Origin of the sequence: Acinetobacter sp. 12966 (assembly GCF_031196995.1) — a bacterium.
In the GTDB taxonomy this organism is placed as follows: Bacteria; Pseudomonadota; Gammaproteobacteria; order Pseudomonadales; family Moraxellaceae; genus Acinetobacter; species Acinetobacter geminorum.
On record NZ_JAVIMC010000026.1, the window covers coordinates 176,270 to 190,266 of the forward strand.

13 protein-coding genes are annotated in these 13,997 nt (G+C 41.0%); 5 read left to right on the forward strand and 8 right to left on the reverse strand.

Features of this window, described 5'->3' with window-relative positions:
* Positions 1 to 2: 2 nt before the first annotated feature.
* Positions 3 to 1,427 (reverse strand): PLP-dependent aminotransferase family protein, encoded by a 1,425-nt coding sequence (locus RFW85_RS05255; RefSeq protein ID WP_170247952.1) that lies wholly within the window; start codon positions 1,425 to 1,427, stop codon positions 3 to 5.
* A gap of 90 nt (positions 1,428 to 1,517) precedes the next feature.
* On the opposite strand from RFW85_RS05255, the gene RFW85_RS05265 reads away from it, so the two are divergent.
* On the forward strand, positions 1,518 to 1,892 hold the full coding sequence (locus RFW85_RS05265) for a hypothetical protein (protein WP_170247950.1): 375 nt from the start codon (positions 1,518 to 1,520) through the stop codon (positions 1,890 to 1,892).
* Here RFW85_RS05265 and RFW85_RS05270 read toward each other — a convergent pair.
* Positions 1,876 to 2,778, reverse strand: a complete 903-nt coding sequence (locus RFW85_RS05270) for a LysR family transcriptional regulator (RefSeq protein WP_170247949.1) — start codon at positions 2,776 to 2,778, stop codon at positions 1,876 to 1,878. The genes RFW85_RS05265 and RFW85_RS05270 overlap by 17 nt on opposite strands.
* Before the next feature lie 120 nt (positions 2,779 to 2,898).
* Between RFW85_RS05270 and dkgB the strand changes: the two genes are divergently transcribed.
* Complete coding sequence (dkgB, locus tag RFW85_RS05275) at positions 2,899 to 3,702, forward strand: 2,5-didehydrogluconate reductase DkgB (protein WP_170247948.1); 804 nt, start codon at positions 2,899 to 2,901, stop codon at positions 3,700 to 3,702.
* 4 nt (positions 3,703 to 3,706) lie between these two features.
* The gene (locus RFW85_RS05280) at positions 3,707 to 4,897 is read left to right on the forward strand and encodes an MFS transporter (RefSeq protein ID WP_057075425.1); all 1,191 of its coding nucleotides are present in this window, start codon (positions 3,707 to 3,709) and stop codon (positions 4,895 to 4,897) included.
* 40 nt (positions 4,898 to 4,937) lie between these two features.
* On the opposite strand, the gene RFW85_RS05285 is transcribed toward RFW85_RS05280, so the two are convergent.
* On the reverse strand, positions 4,938 to 5,591 hold the full coding sequence (locus tag RFW85_RS05285; RefSeq protein WP_170247947.1) for an START domain-containing protein: 654 nt from the start codon (positions 5,589 to 5,591) through the stop codon (positions 4,938 to 4,940).
* A 56-nt stretch (positions 5,592 to 5,647) separates the two neighbouring features.
* The gene (gene dapB / locus RFW85_RS05290) at positions 5,648 to 6,463 is read right to left on the reverse strand and encodes a 4-hydroxy-tetrahydrodipicolinate reductase (protein WP_170247946.1); all 816 of its coding nucleotides are present in this window, start codon (positions 6,461 to 6,463) and stop codon (positions 5,648 to 5,650) included.
* Positions 6,464 to 6,646: 183 nt separating this feature from the next.
* Between dapB and RFW85_RS05295 the strand changes: the two genes are divergently transcribed.
* On the forward strand, positions 6,647 to 7,000 hold the full coding sequence (locus tag RFW85_RS05295; RefSeq protein ID WP_170247945.1) for a hypothetical protein: 354 nt from the start codon (positions 6,647 to 6,649) through the stop codon (positions 6,998 to 7,000).
* Positions 7,001 to 7,115: 115 nt separating this feature from the next.
* Here the strand turns inward: RFW85_RS05295 and dnaJ are convergent, their stop codons facing one another.
* The 4 genes from dnaJ to RFW85_RS05315 all read right to left on the reverse strand — a co-directional run bounded on the left by dnaJ (position 7,116) and on the right by RFW85_RS05315 (position 13,077).
* A complete protein-coding gene (dnaJ, locus tag RFW85_RS05300; RefSeq protein ID WP_002119101.1) occupies positions 7,116 to 8,228 on the reverse strand; it encodes a molecular chaperone DnaJ in 1,113 nt (370 codons plus the stop codon).
* 103 nt (positions 8,229 to 8,331) lie between these two features.
* Positions 8,332 to 8,709 (reverse strand): membrane protein, encoded by a 378-nt coding sequence (locus tag RFW85_RS05305; protein WP_046812130.1) that lies wholly within the window; start codon positions 8,707 to 8,709, stop codon positions 8,332 to 8,334.
* 139 nt (positions 8,710 to 8,848) lie between these two features.
* A complete protein-coding gene (locus RFW85_RS05310; protein WP_170247944.1) occupies positions 8,849 to 11,974 on the reverse strand; it encodes an efflux RND transporter permease subunit in 3,126 nt (1,041 codons plus the stop codon).
* Positions 11,971 to 13,077 carry an efflux RND transporter periplasmic adaptor subunit gene (locus tag RFW85_RS05315; RefSeq protein WP_170247943.1) on the reverse strand — a complete coding sequence of 369 codons (1,107 nt, stop codon included), beginning with the start codon at positions 13,075 to 13,077 and terminating at the stop codon, positions 11,971 to 11,973. The genes RFW85_RS05310 and RFW85_RS05315 overlap by 4 nt, the downstream gene beginning before the upstream one ends.
* Before the next feature lie 148 nt (positions 13,078 to 13,225).
* On the opposite strand from RFW85_RS05315, the gene RFW85_RS05320 reads away from it, so the two are divergent.
* On the forward strand, positions 13,226 to 13,849 hold the full coding sequence (locus tag RFW85_RS05320; RefSeq protein ID WP_170247942.1) for a TetR/AcrR family transcriptional regulator: 624 nt from the start codon (positions 13,226 to 13,228) through the stop codon (positions 13,847 to 13,849).
* Positions 13,850 to 13,997: the final 148 nt, after the last annotated feature.

Here is a 13,997-nt window from a genome sequence, read left to right on the forward strand (position 1 = left end):
GACTAACTCGCTGTTTTAATCTGTTGCCGTGACCAGTCCGCTAAGTCTTTAATTGCTTGGCGGACATCTGCTGTTAACTCGTGACCTGCATTTAAACGAATAAAATGCCGATAGCGTTCATCCTCACCAAAAACATGCCCGGGAACTACGGTAATTCCGTGAGATTTTGCAGTGTAATAGAGCGCCAAACTATCTACACTCTTAGGTAACTGCATCCATAAAGCATATCCGCCTTCGGGCTGGCTCAATGCAATTGGTATACCTTCAAAGGCTCTTAAAATACAGCTACGGTATTCTTCCACTTGCCGCATTAAATTTGGTCGTAGCTGCTCTAAATGCTCTCGATAACCCCGACTATAAATAAAATCAGCTAGACCTAACTGCAAGGGCGTATTCACCCCGATATTACTTACCAACAGTTCAAGTTTTAAATGCTCTAACTTTGTCGTTAAACAAAACCATCCTACTCGATACGCACTCGACAAAGACTTCGACACTGAACCACACCAAACCACATAACCTTCGCGATCCCAATATCGAATGGGTAATGGTCGCTCGCTACTGTAGCCACATTCACCGAAAATATCGTCTTCAATAATAAAACACTGATACTTTGCAGCTAATTCAGCAATCTTCTGCTTCTCTGTGTTGCTAAAGCAATATCCTAAAGGGTTTTGGTAGTTCGCTGTCATTAAGCAAACCTTCGCCAAACCTTGCTGCATTAAAGACTCTAAGCGCTCAAGATCAATTCCACGATGATCTGCCGGAATCTCAACAATCTGTCGTTTTAAACTTGCTAATAACTGTAAATGACCATTATAGGTGGGTGTAGGAATAAGAATACTATCGCCCACTTCAGTGAGCTTCTGAATCACCAAAGACAAAGCAGGCATACAGCCATTGGTAATAAAAATATCTTCCGGAGCGATATAAATGCCATCTTCACGCCAATGATCGGATAGTGCTTTTCTTAATTGTTCATGACCTTGTTTATTACAATAAAGAAAATCTTGAGGCTGACAATTTTTTAAAGCACGTTGAATAGAACGACGTAAACCTTCTACAGGAATAAAGTGCGGCGTTAACTGAATCGATCCCAAAGGTACAAGATGACTTTGTAAGGCAGCTTCCTGAATTTGGTTATGCAACTCCAGATTTGAGACATGTCGAGGCAAAGATAAGAAATCCGGACTATCCGGAATAGGGCTGGATGGGGTACGAGCAACTACAAAATAACCTGACTTCGGCTTTACATAAATGAGTCCCCTCGCCTCAAGTAATTCATAGCAACTTTTTGCTGTACTTAAACTAATACCTTGTTGACGGGCAAAATCTCGTAAGGAAATGAGCTTTTGATGAGGTTTAAGTTCATCTTGATAAATACGATGTGCTAATTGATTGGCAAGAACCTGATATTGAAAAGTCATTCTGTGCTGCTTTTTTAAAAATTTCTGTATCTGTACTGGTTTATAGAACACCTTTAGGCTATGGAAATCAACTCAGAAAGTAGCAAAATCATGAAATTAAAAGCTATATTGTTATTTACTATTGTTTTAGCTGGTTGCCAACCACAACCAAAACATGAGCAGTACAAACATACTGTTTGCCAAAGCCTCATAGAAGGTTATTTAAAAATGACAAATCAACAAGACTATAAAATGGAGCAACGCACTGATGACAAGACCAGTACGATTTCTCATTATCAATATAAACGGAATAGCTCAAATGAAGTTGTAATGGTGAACTCGGTTTATTCGACTTTATATTTTAGCTGCCGAGAACATCAAAAAAGCTATTTTCTGTCTCAACATTCATCAGAAGGACAAACGACTCCACTTTTAGAAGTTCATTTCCCAACTGACAGTTACACTACTTTTAGAGAGCGTTTTTAAAACCGTCTTTTAACTGTTCTGCCAAAAACTCAATAAATAAACGAATTCTTTTTGGTAGATGCTCTTGTTGATAATACACAGCATGGATGCTTTGATATTGATGTTCAATTTGGTCTTCAAATAAGGCTATCAATCGCCCTTCTTCAATGTCTTTCCAAATTTCAAATTCAGATAGTCGTGCAATACCATGTCCTCTAATCGTCAGCTGACGTACCGTTTCCCCACTCGATGCTTTAATTTTTGATTGCGCAAAAAAATATTCATCACCAACTTTAATCGGCCAACTATTGATATATGTAGGTCTGGTAAAACCAATCAAATCATGTTGTTCAAGCTGTTCAGGTTGTGTCGGTGTACCCTTAATTGCTAAATACTCAGGGCTTGCAACGATAAATAAGCGACTTTTACACACCAGTTTGGCATGTAGGCTCGAATCATTGAGCTCCCCAAACCGAAATGCCACATCAGTTTTATGTTGCAGCAAGTCAATCACCTGATCATTGCTATTTAACTCAATTTCGATATCTGGATAGCACTCACGAAACTTATGCATTAATGGTGCAATCACGTGTAAAACAAACGGAGTAGCCGAATCAATTCGAATGAGTCCTGCGGTACCCTGATCAGATTTTTGTAGTTCTTCTTCAGCTGCATTAAGCTCATTTAAGATTTTACGAGCCTTTACCAGAAACTGTTGCCCTTCTTGAGTCAATTTCAACTTACGTGTCGTTCGCTCTAACAAGGTCACATCTAACTTAGTCTCTAAGCGTGTTAAAGAGCGGCTTACTCCTGAAGGTGTTTGTTTTAAATGCTCTGCTGCGGCTACAAATGAGCCTGTATCAATAATTGTGATAAAGGCAACAAGTTCTTCAATTGTTGATTTCATGGCTTATTCTATTATTGACTAATCATCAAAGATATTTTGCTTATTCATCTATTTTTTCGCAACAATAATCCGAGCAAAATGCACCTCAAGTTAAACAATTATTTAAATTCAGGTGAACACATGAATATTCCACGTTTTGGTCTAGGAACTTTCCGTCTAAAAGAGCAAGCGGTGATTGATTCTGTTAAAAATGCTTTAGATGTAGGTTACCGTGCAATTGATACTGCTCAAATTTATGATAATGAAGCTGCGATTGGTCAAGCCATTGCCGAAAGCGGTGTATCACGTCAGGACTTATTTTTAACCACAAAAATCTGGGTAGATAATTTTGCTCAAGATAAGTTTATTCCGAGCTTAAAAGAGAGCTTACAAAAGCTTCGTACTGACCATGTTGACCTCACTTTAATTCATTGGCCAGCACCGGACTTAGGCGTTTCTATTCCTGAAGTTATGCAGCTTCTACTTGAAGCGAAACAACAAGGTCTTACCAAACAAATTGGTATTTCAAACTTCAATATTGCGCTTACCCAACAAGCAATTGACACAATTGGTGTAGAGCATATTGCAACCAACCAGATTGAGCTAAGTCCTTATCTTCAAAACCATAAGCTTGTGAATTTCTTACAAGAGAAGAATATTGATGTGACTTCATATATGACTCTTGCATACGGCAAAGTGCTTCAAGACCCAGTTCTCGCTGAAATTGCAGCAGCGCATAAAGCAACAACAGCACAAATTGCACTAGCGTGGGCATTGCAACGTGGTTTTGCAGTCATTCCATCTTCGACTAAACGTGAAAACCTGATTAGCAACTTAAAAGCACAGGATATCGAGTTAACTTCAGCTGAAATGCAAATGATTGCCGAACTTGATCGTAACAGTCGTGAAGTTAGCCCAGAGCCATGGGCACCAGTTTGGGACTAAACTCATGAACACTCAATCAAATACGGCGTTCTCGTTATTGGCATTGGCAATAGGTGCCTTTGCCATTGGCACCACGGAATTTTCTCCAATGGGATTACTTCCGAACATCGCTAACGATTTAGGTATTTCAATTCCAACAGCCGGAATGTTAATTACAGGTTATGCACTTGGTGTCATGCTAGGTGCCCCATTCATGACCCTGTGGTTTGGTGGTTTTGCTAGACGTAATGCGCTTATTTTACTGATGGCGATCTTTACGATAGGTAACCTAATCGCAGCATTTTCACCAAGCTATATGAGCTTATTAGGTGCTCGTCTCATTACAAGCTTAAACCACGGTGCCTTCTTCGGGATTGGCTCTGTTGTAGCGGCAAGCATTGTACCCGCACATAAACAGGCCAGTGCTGTAGCCACCATGTTTATGGGCTTAACTATTGCCAATATTGGTGGTGTACCGTTGGCAACTTGGGTTGGACAAAACATTGGCTGGCGTATGTCTTTCCTTGCGATTTCCTTGCTTGGTGTGATTACCATGCTCGCTTTATGGAAAGCACTCCCACAAGGGATGGTTGCCCAAAAACCAAATGTGAAAGCTGAATTGAAGGTATTAACGCGTACTCCTGTAGTTCTTGCGCTACTCACTACCGTACTCGGTGCAGGTGCAATGTTTACGCTCTATACCTATATTGCGCCAAGTTTGACTGAGTTTACCCATGCTTCACCGACGTTCATTACGTTTATGTTGGTATTGATTGGTGTCGGTTTCTCAATTGGTAACCATTTAGGCGGACGTTTTGCAGATTTGTCGATTAATAAAACTTTGATTGGTTTCTTGGTTCTGTTAATTGTGATGATGGTGACTTTCCCAATTCTTGCACAAAGCCAGATTGGAGCAGCCATTGCATTAGTGATCTGGGGTGCAGCAACCTTTGCTTTAGTACCACCTTTGCAAATGCGTGTAATGTCAGTCGCTCATGAAGCACCGGGACTTGCCTCTTCAGTGAATATCGGTGCGTTTAACTTAGGTAACGCAGTAGGAGCAGCAGCAGGCGCGTTAGTACTCGATTTAGGTTGGGGTTATAGCGCAGTATCATTTGCTGGAGCATTACTAGCTGGCTTAGGTTTGTTATTGGTTTTATTTCAAATCAAACGCGAAAGTAGCCCTGCACAAGCTTTACAGCAGTGTTCAGATTAATAAAAAAAGCGCCTGATCTCAGGCGCTTTTTTTAAGCTATTTATTTTAAAATATCTGGTAATTTAGGGTGTTCATAAATCGGACTAGTCACTTCCCGCTTCATTTTAAGCAACATCTGGTAAGGCTGCTGTTGAACAAACATATTTACAAAGCTCAATGGAATTGCACCAGCAGGATCAGCATAACCACTGGTGGTTACTTTCACCTTATTATTTCCAAGTTTCTGGAATGTCCAATCCCCTTCATAGCGTGTTAAGCGCACCACATCAGGTTGTATCGGATAATTTCCATTAATTGCGGTATTTTTAATTGTCACAACACCATTTGCGGCCTTGCTCATTTTTCCTTTTACAACGACATCACGATCTTTCAAAGGAAACGGAAAATCCAACACCATATACAGTGTGAACTCACCTTTTTTCTCATCTTGAGACAACATTTCAACTTTGCCCATATAAGGCACCCACTGGTCAGCACGATTTACATCTAAAATCACAGCAACAGCGCGTTCAAGTGGCACATCAAATGTGGTTTCTGCTTTATATTGAAAGACTGGATTATCAGTTTTTTGATAGGTCCAGACTTTAATATTATTACGGTCTAAGCTGAGTTTAGCTTTTTCAGTAGAAGCAGCCCCCGTCCAGAGACTGCTTAAGCAAAGAAGAGTGGTCAAGGCAATTTGTTTTTTATTCATGTTCTGCTCTATCTTGTTTTTCTCGCTACACATGGAATACGTACAGGGTTTTATACCTATACGTCGTTCAATCCTAAAACATCTTTCATGTCATATTTACGCGCTTCACGACCCACAACCCATGCAGCAGCTCTTACTGCACCAGCAGCAAAGTTCATACGGTTTGTGGCTTTATGAGTCACTTCAACGCGCTCACCTTCACCAATAAACATCACTGTGTGTTCGCCAACGATGTCACCACCACGAATAGTTTCAAAACCAATTGTTTGACGGTCACGTGGGCCTGTATGCCCTTCACGTCCATACACAGCAACTTCTTTTAAGTTACGACCTAAAGTATCTGCAATTGCTTCGCCCATCATTAATGCTGTACCTGACGGCGCATCTACTTTATGACGGTGGTGAGCTTCAATCACTTCAATATCTACTGTATCCCCAAATACTTTTGCTGCAAGCTCAAGTAACTTGATTGATACATTTACACCTACTGAATAGTTCGCAGCGTAAACCACTGGGGTATGCGTAGCAACTTCGTCTAACTCAGCTTTTTGTTCATCTGACATACCTGTTGTACCAATAACCATGGCAACCCCAGCTTCACGGCAAAGCTTTAAATGCTGAGCAGTTGCAACTGGTGCAGTAAAATCAATGATTACATCGCAGTCTTTAAGAACTTCTGCCAAGTTTCCTGAAACCTTCACACCCACTGAACCAATACCAGCAAGCTCACCTGCATCAGTGCCCACCAAACTACTTTCCGGACGCTCTACCGCAGCAGCTAATTGATAGCCTGCCTGTTGAACTGCTTGAATAAGCGTACGGCCCATACGACCGCCTGCACCTAAAATACCAATGCGTGGAGCTGCTGACATAATCTTCCCAATCTTCGGTTTTACGTAATTTACCTACTATATCAAAACTCTTTGCTCATCTTAAAAAGTAAAAATTATTTTTTGAGATGAATCAAAATTTAATCTGTTTTCACAAAAGTTAAAGAATTGATCGGCAGACTACGGAGCCACGAATGAGAAAAAGATGACTATAAGGAGTTCAGCATGCATTCGAGAATTATTAGCTTCACAGTGATGATGGGGATTATGAGTTCAGTGGCATTTGCAGAGCCTGCAATCCAGCCAGGAGACACATTAGAAAGTTTATCTAAAGCGAGTATTACAACAAACGTAAATACCCAAACACCAACGCCTACAGCTCAAACAAGCAATGCCAATGCTGACATTAAAGTTGAAGATATTGACCCAATTATTGGCGAAACTACAGCAGAAACACCTAAAGCAGCTGTACAGCCACAAGCAGTAGCCGCAACAGTGATCGAAAATGCTCCGACTCTTGCTTCTAGCGAACCGACTGTAAGTGTTAATGATATTGATGTTGCTCACCCTACAGAGTAAACAGACATAATTTTTCTTTTAAGCAGAATAAAAATAATAAGATACATCAGCGCAATAAAAAGGCGGATATTGATAAAATATCCGCCTTCTTTTTAATTTCTTGTCTAATCAAGTATTAATCGAACAAACGATCAAAGAATGATTTTTTCTTTGGTGAAGAAGCGCTGTCTTCGCCATCAAAAGAAGCTTGCAACTCTTTAAGTAATTCACGTTGACGAGAATTTAAGTTGACTGGTGTTTCTACCACAATACGGCAAAGTAAATCACCGACCATGCTGCTACGTACTGGACGAACGCCTTTGCCACGTAAACGGAATAATTTACCTGTTTGAGTTCCCTCAGGAATTTTGAGGCTAACACGGCCTTCCAAAGTTGGAATTTCAATTTCTTTACCAAGTGCAGCATCAGCAATGCTCACTGGTACATCCATATAGAGATCGGCACCATCACGTTGGAAAATTTCGTGTTCACGAACGACAACTTCAACGTACAAGTCACCTGATTGGCCATCACGAATTGCTTCGCCTTTACCACTCAAACGAACGCGGTCACCATTATCTACACCCGCTGGAATTGTAACTTCCAACGTTTGCTGGCGATCGGCAACACCTGAACCATGACATGCCTGACAAGGGTTTTTAATAATTTTACCTTGGCCACGACATGTACCACATGTTTGTTGTACAGAGAAGAAACCTTGCTGCATACGAACTTGTCCTGAACCATGACAAGTTTTACAAGTTTCAACATCTTTTGGATTTTTAGAGCCTTTACCATCACACACATCACATGGTGCAGGAGCAGTAAAGGTAATAGTTTTTTTCACCCCTTTTACAGCTTCTTCAAGGGTAAGTTCCATTACATAGCGTAAATCTGATCCGCGACGTTGACGCTGTTGACGTCCACCACCACCGAATGCGCCACCGAAGATATCACCGAACTGGCTAAAAATATCTTCTGCACTAAATCCGCCAAAGCCACCACCGCCCCCGCCAAAGCCACCTTCGAACGCATTATGACCCATGCGATCGTACATGCTACGCTTTTCGCTGTCCGATAAAACTTCATAAGCTTCAGCAGCTTCTTTAAATTTCTCTTCAGCTTCGGCATTGTCAGGGTTTCTATCAGGATGATATTTCATCGCCAATTTACGGTAGGCTTTTTTGATCTCATCATCACTTGCGGTTTTTGAAACGCCTAAAACCTCATAATAATCACGTTTAGCCATTTTTGGCGGTGCTCCTCACGGAATTTTATCAATACTCTATTGCCGACTAAATGGGGGGCTTTAGCCGGATTTACAAGGGGAAAATGTTTAAAAAATAAATATATTAAAAAACTGCCTTATTTTTTAAATATTTAGACAAGCCTTTTAACCATGCATTTAATAGAAATAACCACGCAATAGCGCTAAAAACTACGCCAGCAACCGTAGAGGCTGTGACCCAAAGATTACTATCCCATGCAAAGAAGAAGAGCGGAATAAACCAGACAACAGCAAAAATTGCCATAAATAGAAATAGAATCGCATTGCGCATAATCCATAGCGCATGCGCATGAATCCAAACTTCTGCATTATCTACAACTGCCACTTTACGAGCGATCAAATAAGCAAAAGCCGCAAAAATAACCGTAAACAATGCAAGAAACATGAACGCATAAGAAATTACTATATAACGGCGATGCTGTTCGATATGGTCTTGCCCCATCTGTATTTCACCTCAATTCACTGCATTTTGCCTATTTTTTATGCAGTGAAATAATCCTATATTTTTTGTGTAAAGACAGGTGCTACTATATTGAACTTTTCAATATTTCGCACCTTTATTCACAAAAAATTTATGTATTTTATGCGGTTTTTTTCACCTTAAACCATGCTGCATAGAGTGCAGGTAAGAAAAACAATGTCAGTAAGGTAGCAACAATCAATCCACCCATAATTGCAACTGCCATCGGACCAAAGAAAATACTGCGCGAAAGTGGGATCATCGCCAACACCGCAGCCAAAGCAGTAAGGATAATTGGACGGAAACGGCGCACCGTTGCTTCAATAATTGCCTCCCAAGTTGGATGTCCCGCTTGTCGGTCCTGCTCAATTTGATCAATCAAAATAAGCGAGTTACGCATGATCATGCCAGAGAGTGCAATTGTGCCTAACATGGCCACAAAGCCAAATGGTTTGTTAAATAACAGTAAGAATAAAACCACACCAATTAAACCTAGTGGAGCTGTTAGCAACACAATGGTTGCGCGAGATAAGCTCTTAAGCTGAATCATCAGTAATGTCATGACCACTGCCAAGAAGAGTGGCATACCCGCATTCACAGAATTTTGCCCACGTGCAGACTCTTCTACGGTTCCACCCACTTCAATTAGATAGCCACTTGGCAATTCAGCACGTAACTTATCCATTGATTCAGCTAACTCACCAACTACTGTAGCTGGCTGTAGTTGAGTTCGGATATCTGCGCGAACAGTAATCGTCGGTAAGCGGTTACGATGCCAGATCAGACCATCTTCAAACTTATACTCAATTTTCGCGATTTGAGCTAAAGGTACAGTGGTTCTATTGTTCGTTGGCACAGCTAAGCTTGCCAATGAAGCCACTTCCACTCGCTCTGCTTGGTCCCCGCGTAAACGAATTTCAATCAGTTCACGTTTTTCACGATATTGCTCAATCGCACTACCTGTAATTGATGCATTAATGAAATTCGCTAAATCCAGACTAGAGACACCCATTTGTCGAGCACGGTCTTGATCAATTTGAATGGAAATGATCTTACTTGGTTCGCCCCAGTCTAAATGCACATTGGTGGTATTCGGGTTTTCACTTATTACTTTAGCGACTTGCTGCGCTTCTTTACGTACCAGATTTAAATCTTCACCTGACACACGATATTGCAATGGATAACCAACAGGCGGGCCATTTTCCAGTAATGATACGCGAGTACGGACTTGTGGAAGTAATTGCTTAATTTGTGTTTCTAACGAGCGTCGAATGTCATCACGATCATCAAGTGATGATGCGAGTACAACAAACTGAGCAAAGCTGGCTTGCGGCAATTGCTGGTCTAAAGGTAAATAAAAACGTGGTGAACCTGTCCCTACATAGGCCACATAGTTATCAATACCCTTTTGTTTAGACAGGAAGTTCTCAACCTTTTTCACAGCTTGTTCTGTTGCTGTTAAAGAGGCGCCTTCTTCAAGTTTTAAATCGACTAAAATTTCGGCACGGTTTGAAGGTGGGAAAAACTGTTGAGGTACCATCTTAAACATCAGTACAGATAATACGAAAATTCCCACCGTCGTTGCTATTACGGTTTTACGGTAGGTCACACAAAACTCGACCATCTTTCTAAAGCGTAAATAGAAACTAGATTGATAAGGATCGTAATGATGGTCCTGTGAAATTGCCACAGTTTGCGGTTGTGGTTTTTTCGTTAATCTTGCCCACAAACGGACATACCAAGGGGCCTGATGTCCTAACTTGGTAAAATCTGGTAATAGCTTTTCTCCTAAATAAGGTACGAATAAAACAGCTGCAACCCAAGAGACTAATAAGGCAATCGTCACCACCTGAAAGATAGAACGTGTGTATTCACCTGTACTAGACTGAGCAGTAGCAATAGGTAAAAAACCTGCCGCAGTGATGAGCGTTCCGGTTAACATTGGAAATGCAGTAGTTTTCCACGCAAATCCGGCGGCTTTAATCCGGCTATAGCCCTGCTCCATCTTAATGGCCATCATCTCGACGGCGATAATCGCGTCATCGACTAACAGGCCTAACGCCAAAATCAGAGCACCAAGTGAAATCTTATGCAGCCCGACATCGAATAAACTCATACCAGCAAAGGTCATTGCCAAAACTAAAGGAATAGAAAAAGCGACCACCAATCCCGTACGGAAGCCTAAAGAGAAAAAACTCACTAACAAAACAATAATGACTGCTTCAGCGAGTACCTTCACAAACTCATGAATACTACGTTGTACTGCTACAGGTTGGTCAGAAACTTTTTGCAATTTCATGCCGAGTGGCAAGGTCTTTTGTAATTGGGCAAATTCTGTTTCTAGATTTTTACCAAGGGCAATAATGTCACCGCCTTTACGCATCGAAACAGCAATGCCAATACCATTTTCACCCATGAAACGCATACGTGGCTGAGCAGGTTGACTAAAACCACGGTAGACATCAGCGACGTCACCAAGCTGGATGGTTTTATCACCGACCAATAAAGGTGTTTTTTTAATTTCATCAATGTTTTGTAGATGACCACTTACTCTAATTTGAATACGGTCTGTACCCGTTTCAAAAAAGCCCGCACTTGCCATACTATTTTGCTTTTGTAGGGCTTCTTGAATCGCTGTAACTGGAATTCCGAGCTGTACCGCTTTAGTGTTAGAAATCTCAACCCATATTTTTTGATCTTGTAGACCAATCAATTCGACCTTACTGACATCTTTGACTCGTTGAAGCTGTAATTGCAAACGATCTGCATATTCTTTCAAAAGTGCATAATCAAAGTCTTTGCCTGTCAGTACATAAATATTACCGAAAGTGTCCCCAAATTCATCGTTAAAAAATGGGCCTTGTACACCGTTTGGTAGTTCATGGCGAATATCATTCGCCTTCTTACGGACGTTATACCAAACGTCAGGAATCTGTGCCGATGTCAGCGAGTCCTTGGCAACAAACGTAACCATCGACTCACCCGGGCGGGAGTAAGCCATGATCTTGTCATACTGCCCTGTTGTCATGAGTTCCTTTTCGATACGGTCAGTCACCAGCGTTGAAACTTCTTTCGCTGTTGCTCCCGGCCAATAGGTTTGTACGACCATGACTTTAAAGGTAAATGGTGGGTCTTCACTTTGTGAGAGCTTTGAATAAGAGATCGCACCGATAATGCCAAGTAACAGCATAAAATAAAGGACGATACCTTTATTATTTAATGCCCATTCCGAGAGATTGAATTTCATGGCTGGGTTGCTCCCTGAATTTTCACCGCACGGTTTTCACGATCAATCGGATGAATCTTCTGTTTATCACGTAGCAAATGTACGCCGCCAATCACAACCCAATCATTTGGAGCCAAGCCTGATAACACCGGTACGCTGTCTTTTCCATATGCACCAATCCTTACAGGTACTTTACGCAAAGTCTGGTTCGCATTAACCACCCACACATAAGGCTGATTATCTGTTGCTGAAACACTCGAAAGTGGCACACTCATCACATTGGTTTGAGTCGAACTAAAAAATACACGTGCACTTTGTCCAAGCTGAATAACAGATTGACCTTCTTTAAGTGCTACCTTGACTGTAAAGGTACGAGACTGATCTGCTGCAGGAGAAACTTCACGCACATAACCAGCAAATTTTTCATTCGGTTTAGACCACAAGGTAATCCAAGCGACTTGACCAACTTTAATCTCGCTAACCGCTTGTTCAGGAACACCAATAACAACTTCACGCTCTCCATCAATTGCAAGTTGATAAGCAGCTTGTCCTGCTGCAACCACTTGTCCAATTTCTATATTTCGCGCTGTAATCACCCCGTTTTTATTAGAAACGAGTTGGTTATAACCAGTTTGGTTGGCAGAAACTTCGTAGTTAGAACGAGCTTGCTGTAGCGCAGCTTGCGCAGCGTCATATTGATTTTTTACCGTATCAAATTGTGAACGGCTCACTGCATTAATAGGGAGTAATTGTTGAAAACGTTTAAGTTCATCTGCTGCTGTTTTTGCTGAAGCCTGTGCATTATCCAGTTGGGCTTTAGCAGCATTTAATTGTAACTGAGCATCTGCCACATCGAGCTTTGCTAATACTTGTCCAACTTTAACTCGGTCGCCTACATCCACATAGCGTGCAGTAACTTGTCCACCAACCCGAAATGCCAAAGCCGTTTGTTGTCTAGCCTGCACATCCCCTGCATAGCTTTTTTGTTCATTGAGTGTGGTTAATGGTTGCGCCACCATCACATAGGGTATTTCTTCTGTTTTGGGTGCTTCTTTACTGCATCCCATTAATGTGACCGTACAAACAATCACCATACTCATGATGAGAGGTTTTAACAGATTCATATCTTATCGCTCTTATTCAAACTGATTTTTTAAGGCACAATATGCTTGCATCATAGTTTGTTTGTTTTTTAATTAATATACCTATGGGTACATTAATTTAAAAAAACTTATAAATATTTATTTTTTTAAACTTTTATTAGAGGATTTTGTGCAAACAGTTAATCAAAGTGGTCGCCCCAAAGATCTGGAAAAGCGTGCTCGTATCCTACAAGCCGCGAAAGCTATTTTTTTAAAATCCGGTTATCACGGTACTAGCATGAACCAGATTGCACAGGAAGCCGGCGTTACTAAACTCACGGTTTATAACCACTTTCAAGATAAAGTGAATCTATTTATCTGTGCGATTACAGAAACTTGTGAAGAGACACTGGATACTAAACAATTTGACTTAGATACATCAGCCGACTTCTATCAAACACTCTTTATCGTATGTTCACGCGCCTTACAAATTATTTATTCACCTGAAGCATTAAAGCTTGATCACGTATTATTAGAGCTTGCAGCAGAACAGAGCCCTCTCGCCCTACAGTTTTTTGATGCATCACATACTCGAATGGAAAATCAATTAGCCGCATTCCTCCAAAAAGCGGCTGAATTAGGTTTTATCCAAGCCGATGACCCAACCTATCAAACCGAGCTTCTTTTGTCTTTATTGCTTGGTGTACGCCATCACAAGGTTTTACTGGGCATTACTGCTGCCCCAAATGCTCAGGAGCTAGAGCAAATTATTCGCGATGCAATTCATTTATTCTTACTCAAATATGGGAGTTAAACCAAAGTCCGATTGTCAAAAGTTACGCTGAGTGCATGCCAGCTTTTAAGGCGCTACAAGCGAATTAAATGTTATTTTTTAAGCAAAAATTCACATTTTCTTACGCTCAAAGCTTGGAATGTTTGTTAATCGCGCTATATTCGATAAG